Origin of the sequence: Streptomyces sp. AF1A (genome assembly GCF_047340315.1) — a bacterium.
GTDB lineage: Bacteria > Actinomycetota > Actinomycetes > Streptomycetales > Streptomycetaceae > Streptomyces.
This window is the reverse complement of the sequence record NZ_JBLEBI010000259.1, coordinates 1-7,160: the sequence shown is the minus strand read 5'-3', so window position 1 is coordinate 7,160 and position 7,160 is coordinate 1. Positions and strand designations below refer to the sequence as shown.

Sequence of the window (7,160 nt, the reverse complement as noted above, 5' to 3'; positions counted from 1 at the left end):
TTAGCTTGATCTCTAACGGTCGGCGTCGAATGGTGCCTCGAACTTGATCACTCGGTTCGGAAACCGCCTTACCTCAAAGCGGCCTTCGTCTGGGCGGCCGCCTCGCCCGGCTGCTGGTCGCGCGCTGTCTGGACGCCTGGGGCCACCCCTACGACAGCGAGGCCAACGAAATGCTGGCCTTGATCACCGCCGAGCTGTGCGCCAACGCCGTACGGTACGGCCGGGTCTCCGGACGGGACTTCCACGTACGGCTGACCACCGAGGCCGACGGTGCACTCCGCCCGGAGGTCTCGGGCACCTGCGGCGAACGCCGGCCCGCCGTCGTCCCTTCCGCGGACCCCGACGCCGCATCCGGCCGCGGCCTCCTCCTCTTCATCGCCCTCGCCGACGACTGGGGCGTCACCGACCGCCGTAGCGGCCCCGGCAAGACCGTCTGGGCGTCCGTGAGAACGCCCCAGGCCCCCGCCGGGTGAGCGCGTCGAATGGTCTGCGCCGTCCTGCGGGTCGAGCCGCGGTCAGCCGCGTCCTTCGTACCGGTAGTTGTCATAGTCCTTACCGCCCACCAGCACCGACGTGACGTACCTCGGAAGGCCGTCGGCGTCCCGCTCGACCTCCTGGGAGGTCTGCCGGGTGAAGCCCAGGGACACTCCGGGGATCACCGGGTACTCGGGCTGCGACGTGTCGACCGTCCACCCCCGCTCGGTCGCGCGCCGGAAGAGGTCCTCGGCGGGGGTGGCGAACACCTCGTCCCCGTCGAGCAGGACGCGGGTGCTGGACGTGCGCCCTTCGCAGGGCCACCACAACTCGATGGCGGTGACCTGGTCTCCGCCCTCGGCCAGAGCCTGCACACCGACGTGGTCGAGGGTCCAGGACGCCTTCGCCGAGTTCCGGCTCGGGCGGCGCAGCACGCGGGGCTCGCCCCAGTCGGAGGCCGCGGCGAGGGCCTCGTCGAGCGTCATGCCCAGCAGGATCGGCGCGACTCCGCGCGGCGGGTCGAGTACCAGATCCATCGCCTCCCCCTCACTCCCTCACGGTGGCGTCATTTCAGGATGTCGTAGTCTGTTGTTCTTCAGGCTGTCGATCATGTCCTTGATGTGGGTGTCGTACTTGTCGCCGTACAGCTCACGGATCTGGTCGATGTCCATCTTCATGGCCAGGTCCCAGCGCCCGGCGTCGATCAGCACCCGCTGCTTCGCGCGCCACTCCTCGTTTTCTTTGCTGGAACCCGTGCTGGTCAGCTCTCGGTGATCCGACGCGTCCATGCGGATGGCCGGTCCCATGCCGGCGCCGCCGTTCTTGGTCGTGCGGAAGCCGGGCACGTCCAGGTGGGCGTATGACGCCTTCGCCGGGCTGTGGTTGATCTCCTGGTCGACGGGGTTGACCCGCTCCCCACGGTCGTTCAGGAGGTTCGCGGGCTTCAGGCCGCTGTACCAACCGCCGTTCTCCGTACACCCCTTGGCGATCAGGCCCTCGGGGTCCATCCGGGTGCGCGGGTTGGTGACGTACGCGACCGGGCTGGGCGCCGGTCCCAGGCCCAGGGGGTCGGGGCTGGTGTAGCGCGCCGTGTCCGGGTCGTAGTGGCGCTGGTAGTTGTAGTAGAAGCCGGTCTCGGGGCCGTCGTACCGGCCGGGCAGGCGCAGCGGGGTGTACGCCGCCGTCACTGCGCCCGACAGCGACGACAGCCGCACCGCTCCGGCAGAGACCGACGCGTTAGCGCTTGCCTCACGCCTCCTCTTTCTCCCTCCACCTGGGCGGCACCGTGCCCCGGCCCCCGGCCGGTGCGCGGTCGGTGTGGTTGCGTTGTGTCGGTGACCGGGGCGGCGGGGCCGGCCGGTGGTTGGGTGTGAGGTGGGGTGTGTGGGGGTGGTTTAGCGGAGGCGGTGTGTTTTGACTCCGTCGGCTTCGAAGTCGTAGATCGTGTGGTTGATGCGCAGGCCGTCGACGGCGCCGATCCAGGTGTGGTCGCGTCCTTTGCTGATGGCGATGGTGTAGAGGGTGGGTTGTGTGCCGCCGTCGTTGAGTGCCTTCTTCAGTTGTTCGAAGGTGCAGGTGGTGGTTTGGTTGCAGCCGGTTGTGGTGCCTGCGTTGCCGGTGAGGTACCACGTGCCGGTCGTGGTGGCGTCGAGGTACGGGCTCCAGCGGTCTGTCACGGGGGAGGCTGGGGGCTGCCAGACCATGGAGGAGTAGGTGGTGGTGGGTGATTCGGTGAGGTTGGGGTTGATTTCGAAGGTGATGTTCGGCATGTTTTCCTGGCCGCCGTAGGTGATGTTCTCGCCGGTCTGGAAAACGTGGAATCCGACCTGGTCGAGTGCCAGGACGGGGGCGCCGTAGAAGTCGATCTCGTTGCCGAAGGCGGCTTTCTCGCCGGGTGCGGTGAGGGAGGTGGCGTGGTCGGCGACCTCGATTCCGAGGCTGCCTTGTCCGTACGGTGGCCGCGCGGCCAACCCTTGTACGCCGAACGAGCCGAACGGACCGTTTCTCAGTGCGGCGACGGGGGAGCCGATCGTGTTGCGGGTGATGACGCCCCAGTGGTCGAAGCTCTTTTGGGGGGCGTGGGTGAGGGCGGATGCTGATTGGGGGAGGGCGGAGGCGGCGATTGCGGCCAGCGCGGTGATTCCGAGCTTCGCCGTTCGCTTCGCACGGAGGCGAGCGTTCACGCTCAGTCCTTTCGTCGTCAGTACAAGGACAGGACGGGCACCCCGCGCCTGCCCTGCGTTGCGCACGCCACGGTAAGGAGTGGCGGGGCGCGCGTGTACTCGACGCACTTGTGATATCGGATGATTAGTTCCGATGGCGCAGCGCGGGGCTGGTCGTTTCCTGCCTGATTCGCCGTTCGATGTCCAGCGGTGGGGCCCCGGTTGCGGCGGGAGAGGCGCCGGTGGCTGGGGTCGGCCGCGGGCCCTGTCCTCGGCGGCTGGGCTGTGTCGCGGGCCGGCCGCTCCTGGCGCCAGAAATCCGGTTCGTCTGCGGCGTCTGACGCAGCCCGCCGGTTGGATTCCCGGCCCTGCCGTCCCTGGCGGGGGAGCCGGTTCGCCTGCGGCGTCTGGCTGCGCCCCTCCTGCTTGGGTTCCTGGTCTGGGCCGGGTGGGATGTGGGGGCTGTGTCGTCACCGGGTGGGCCTGAGGTGCTGTCGGCCTGGCGCCCTGTCCAGGAGCTTGGGCGGCGTCGGTGGGGTGGCGCGGTGGGGGGTTTCCCCGGCACCGCCACCGGCACAGGGGCACCCGCGCCGGGGTGCCGGTGCGGGTGCGTGGGGTGTGGGTGGGGCAGGTTGCGGGCGGGTGCGGGGCCGGTGGGCCGTCTTCGGTGTGCTCGCGTGGGTCGCGCGGTTCGGCTGCGGAGTGTGGGCGGGGCGCATCCGCGGGCGGGCGGTGGTTCAGGGGCCGGCGCGGGATGGTGTCTGCTGGGCGAGGTTGAGGGGTGCGGACCTGCGGGTGCCGCGCTGCCCGGGGTCCTCGCCGGGTGTGGTGTTCTTCGGCGTTGGTCGGGTTCAGAAGGCTGTCGGCCGGTTGCGCCGGCTGAACCGTTCCGGGTTCGGTAGAGAGCTCGGCCTGCCCCGAGTTATGCGGAGTCGGGATACCTGATTTCACGCTACAGGTTCTGCACGCAGTTCGTACTCCACTGGGCTGAGCATGCCCAGAGCGGAGTGCCTGCGCTGTCGGTTGTGGAAGATCTCCAGGTACTCGAAGAGTGCGGTGGACAATTCCAGCCGGGTGCGCCACCGCTTCCGGTCGAGCAGCTCGACCTGGACCCGTGCCCAGAAGGACTCCATCATCGCGTTGTCCACGCAGTCGCCGATAGATCCCATGGAGGGCAGCAGGCCGGTGGCCCGGGCGCGTTCTGTGAAGGCCCAGGAGCTGAACTGGACCCCGTGGTCGGAGTGGATGATCGTGCCGCCCGGCTGTGGACGACGGTTGCCGATGGCCATGCTCAGCGCGTTGGTGGTCAGGGCCGCGGTGGGCGAGGCGTCGATGGACCAGCCGACCACCCTGCGGGAGAAGGTGTCGAGGACCACCGCGCAGTACACCTTGCCTTCCATCGTGGGGTGTTCAGTGATGTCGGTGACCCACAGCCGGTCGCGGGCGTGCCGGGTGAAGTTGCGTTCCACCAGGTCGGCGGCCGAGGGTGTTTGCCGTATGCGGCGGGGGCGACGGCTGCCGGGCAGGCCCTGCAGGCCGGCCCGTTGCATCAGCAGTTCTACGGTGCCGTGGCTGACGCGGATACCTAATCCGAGGTCGAGTTCGGCATGGATGCGGCGGAAGCCGTAGGTGCCGCGGGAGGCGGTGTGGATACCGACGATGGCATCGGTCAGCCATGCATGCCGCACCGTGCGGGCCGAGGGTGGCCGATCGCGCCAGGCGTAGTAGCCCGACTCCGCCACGTGCAGCGCTCGACAGGCCCGCTGCACTGAATGCCCCTCGCCGGCCATCACTCGGATGGCCTCGAACCGCCTTTTGGGGAGGCGGTCTCCCCGAGGAGCTCGGATGCCCGCCGGTGAATGGCCAGCTCTGCCTCGAGCTCTGCGATCCGCTTGCGTGCTGCTGTCAGTTCGGCCTGATCATGGCTTGGGACACCGGGCATCTGCCCGGTGTCGATCAGATTCTGGTGGCGCCAGACATAGATGGTCTGCTCGCTGATCCCGAGGAGCGTGGCCACCTCGGCGATCTTCCGGCCGGAGGCGACCAGATCGAGGACACGGCGGCGGAACTCGGGCGGATAGCTGCGGGGCATAACGGGCCTCCGAAGGCTGACGGATAGTCAATTCTCCAGCAACCCGGCCCCATTGAACCCGGAGCATACCATCTCTACCGAACCCGGAACGGTTCAGTGTTCACTTGGAGTGGGTGTGGTGGCTGGGTTTGGGGCGGGCATTTTGAGGGTTTTGGTGGGGGGTTGGGCGGGGGTTGGGGGTGCCGTCTGCGTGTCGTCTTGTGGTGTGTGGTGTGTGGGGTGCGGAAACGTTTCGTTGGGGTGTGTGTTTGGTGTGGTGGGAGAAATGGTTTCATCGCATTGGGTTAGGCCATCTGGGTGTTCGCTGTTGGACAAGTGTTGCCGCCATATGCCAGTGCGGTGGATAACAGGGGCATCCAACGGTGGGCCCGTCCTCTCCGGTGGAGTGGTGGTCCGTCGTCACCGGGCCGGTTTCGTGCCGGTGGTTGTCCGGCGGTCTGCCACGATGGGCACTCCGCGAGAGGGGTTGGATCCGTCAGCCGGCGTCGGCCGGCGCCGGCTGACGTGTACTGTCCCCGCCGGCACGGAAAAGGGGGGGTGTGGGGCGGGAGGGGTATGGCCGTGCCGGTGGGATGTTCTGCGGGTGCGCAAGGTGGTGGTCGCGCACCGGTGGCGGGGTGTGCGGGCCGGCATCGGCACCGCGTGCGGGGCGGCGTGCGGGTCGGTATCGGGCCGCGTGCGGGGTGGCGTGTCGGGGGGGTGGGTGTGGGGGGGTTATGTGTGGTGTGTGTGGGTTTGTGGGTTGGTGGGGTTGTTTTGGGGTGGGTGTGGTGTGTGTGGTTGGGTGGCGTGGAGGATGGTGTGGGCGACGAGTTCGGCTGCGTCGAGCATGGGGATGTGTCCGCAGCCGGGCAGGGGTACGAGGTGGGCGTGGGGGATCATGGTGTGGGCGCGGGTGGCTTGGTGGGGTGGCAGGAGTCGGTCGTGGGTGCCCCAGGCGATGGTGACGGGTATGTCGGGGATGTTGCCTGTGAACAGGTGTGGTGCGCGTCCGGCTTGTAGGGAGGCTTTGATGGCGGGGGTGTGTTGCAGGGTGCGCAGGGTTGCGGCGGCTATGTGTGGGGGGCATTTTTCGGGGCGGCCGTAGAGGGTGCCGGTCAGGACGGCGCGGGCGGGTGGGGTGGCGAGTACGGCTTCGAGTGCGGTGTCGGGCAGCAGGCGTACGCCGTAGTGGGCGGCGTGCAGCAGGGCGTAGGTGCGGCGGCGTTCGGCTCGGGTCCAGAAGCCGGCTGGTGCCAGGGCGGTGACGGTCTTTGCGATGCCGCTTTGTCCTGCTCGCAGGGCGAGCAGTCCGCCCAGTGAGTGGCCTGCCACGTGGGGCTGTTCGATTTTCAGGGCTTTGAATATCGCGTCCAGCCAGGCTGTGGCCGTTTCCGGGTTGCGGGGGATGCGGGGGTCGGGGTCGGGGGACTGCCCGAAGCCGGGCAGGTCGATCGTGATGATCTCTCGGTGGGTGCTGAGCAGGGGGACGATGGCGTCCCAGCTTTTTCGGTGGTATCCCAGGCCGTGCAGCAGGACGACCGGTTCTCCGTGGCCGTGGCGTTCGTATGCCACTGTCACCGGGCCCAGGTTTTGGGTGGGGGCGTGCACGAACCGTGCCGGGTGTGGTTCGGGCCGGGTGCGTGCCTGCGGGTGCTGGGTGCTGGTGGTGGTTTTGGGTCTCGAACGGTGCGGGTGTGCCGCCGTGTTGGCGGCGCGGTGGCCGCGGCGTTCGGCTGCTGCCCGAAGGGAAGGTATCCAGGCCATGGTTGTGCACCTCGCGGATCGTGCGGGCTGAGTGTCGTCATCGGGCCGGCACCGTCCCCGCAGTGCCGCACCTGCACAGCACACGGGTGTCGTCTCCAGGCGTGCCGGGGTGGAGGGGTGTGTGTGCCGGGGTGTGCGTGTGCCGGCCGGTGCCGGCCGGCCCCATGGAGCGGCCGGCTGTTCGTCCTCGCCCCTCGAGGTCCTCGCCGGTGGTCCCTGCCAGGTTCTCGCCGGTGGTCCCTGCCAGGTCCCCGCCAGGTTCTCGCCGGTGGTCCCTGCCAGGTCCCCGCCAGGTTCTCGCCGGTGGTCCCTGCCAGGTCCCCGCCAGGTTCTCGCCGGTGGTCCCTGCCAGGTCCCCGCCAGGTTCTCGTCGGTGGTCCCTGCCAGGTCCCCGCCAGGTTCTCGTCGGTGGTCCCTGCCAGGTCCCCGCCAGGTTCTCGTCGGTGGTCCCTGCCAGGTCCCCGCCAGGTTCTCGCCGGTGGTCCCTGCCAGGTTCTCGTCGGTGGTCCCTGCGAGGTCCCTGCGAGGTTCTCGCCGGTGGTCCCTGCGAGGTTCTCGCCGGTGGTCCCTGCGAGGTTCTCGCCGGTGGTCCCTGCGAGGTTCTCGCCGGTGGTCCCTGCGAGGTTCTCGTCGGTGGTCCCTGCGAGGTTCTCGTCGGTGGTCCCCGTGAGGCTCTTGCGAGGTCC

At 68.9% G+C, this 7,160-nt stretch carries 5 protein-coding genes and 1 pseudogene; 1 reads left to right on the top strand and 5 read right to left on the bottom strand.

Translation table 11 applies throughout. The features are described 5' to 3' along the window. Positions 1-89: 89 nt before the first annotated feature. On the top strand, positions 90-473 hold the full coding sequence (locus ACLU3S_RS34770) for an ATP-binding protein (protein WP_413955966.1): 384 nt from the start codon (positions 90-92) through the stop codon (positions 471-473). A gap of 42 nt (positions 474-515) precedes the next feature. Here ACLU3S_RS34770 and ACLU3S_RS34765 read toward each other — a convergent pair whose 3' ends face one another. The 5 genes and pseudogenes from ACLU3S_RS34765 to ACLU3S_RS34745 form a co-directional block, all read right to left on the bottom strand. Continuing rightward, entirely contained in the window at positions 516-1,010 is a 495-nt protein-coding gene (locus tag ACLU3S_RS34765) for a hypothetical protein (RefSeq protein ID WP_413955965.1), read from the bottom strand. An 18-nt stretch (positions 1,011-1,028) separates the two neighbouring features. Next, a complete protein-coding gene (locus ACLU3S_RS34760; RefSeq protein WP_413955964.1) occupies positions 1,029-1,688 on the bottom strand; it encodes an RHS repeat-associated core domain-containing protein in 660 nt (219 codons plus the stop codon). Positions 1,689-1,868: 180 nt separating this feature from the next. After that, complete coding sequence (locus ACLU3S_RS34755) at positions 1,869-2,657, bottom strand: hypothetical protein (RefSeq protein WP_413955963.1); 789 nt, start codon at positions 2,655-2,657, stop codon at positions 1,869-1,871. Positions 2,658-3,583: 926 nt separating this feature from the next. Further along, a pseudogene (locus ACLU3S_RS34750) lies at positions 3,584-4,728 on the bottom strand (IS3 family transposase). Between the two features lie 714 nt (positions 4,729-5,442). Continuing rightward, entirely contained in the window at positions 5,443-6,288 is an 846-nt protein-coding gene (locus tag ACLU3S_RS34745) for an alpha/beta fold hydrolase (protein WP_413955962.1), read from the bottom strand. Positions 6,289-7,160: the final 872 nt, after the last annotated feature.